Source organism: Peribacillus sp. SIMBA_075 (genome assembly GCF_046534585.1).
Map to the genome: position 1 here is coordinate 1 of NZ_JAWRYN010000259.1, position 340 is coordinate 340.

A 340-nucleotide genomic window follows, 5' to 3' on the forward strand; every position below is an offset into this window, starting at 1 on the left:
CACCGGAGGTGTCGTACCCTTCGTGGTCCCGAACATGTTCGCGTTGGAGCGCGGGGCCGAGAACGACCCGGTGCTCGGGTCCCCATTCCCCACCGCAGTCTGGGGAGACGCGGCAGTCTGGGTGCCGTGGGCGCTCTTCCAACACGACGGAGACAAAGCGAGGCTGGGTCGCCTGTACCGTGCGATGACCTTGCACGGCGAGGCGGTCGCCCGCGTGCTGTCGGCGGACGGGGTCTGGGACCGGGGGTTCCAGTTCGGTGACTGGCTCGACCCGCTCGCGCCACCGGACGACCCCGCGGCCTCCCGCACACCCCCCACCCTCGTCGCCACGGCAAGCGGG

Annotated in this window: 1 protein-coding gene; it reads left to right on the forward strand. The window is 71.5% G+C overall.

All coding sequences use genetic code 11. The features are described from left to right. Positions 1-340, forward strand: a 340-nt coding sequence (locus SB775_RS28145) for an alpha-L-rhamnosidase-related protein (protein WP_486360710.1), incomplete at both ends; no start/stop codon positions are given.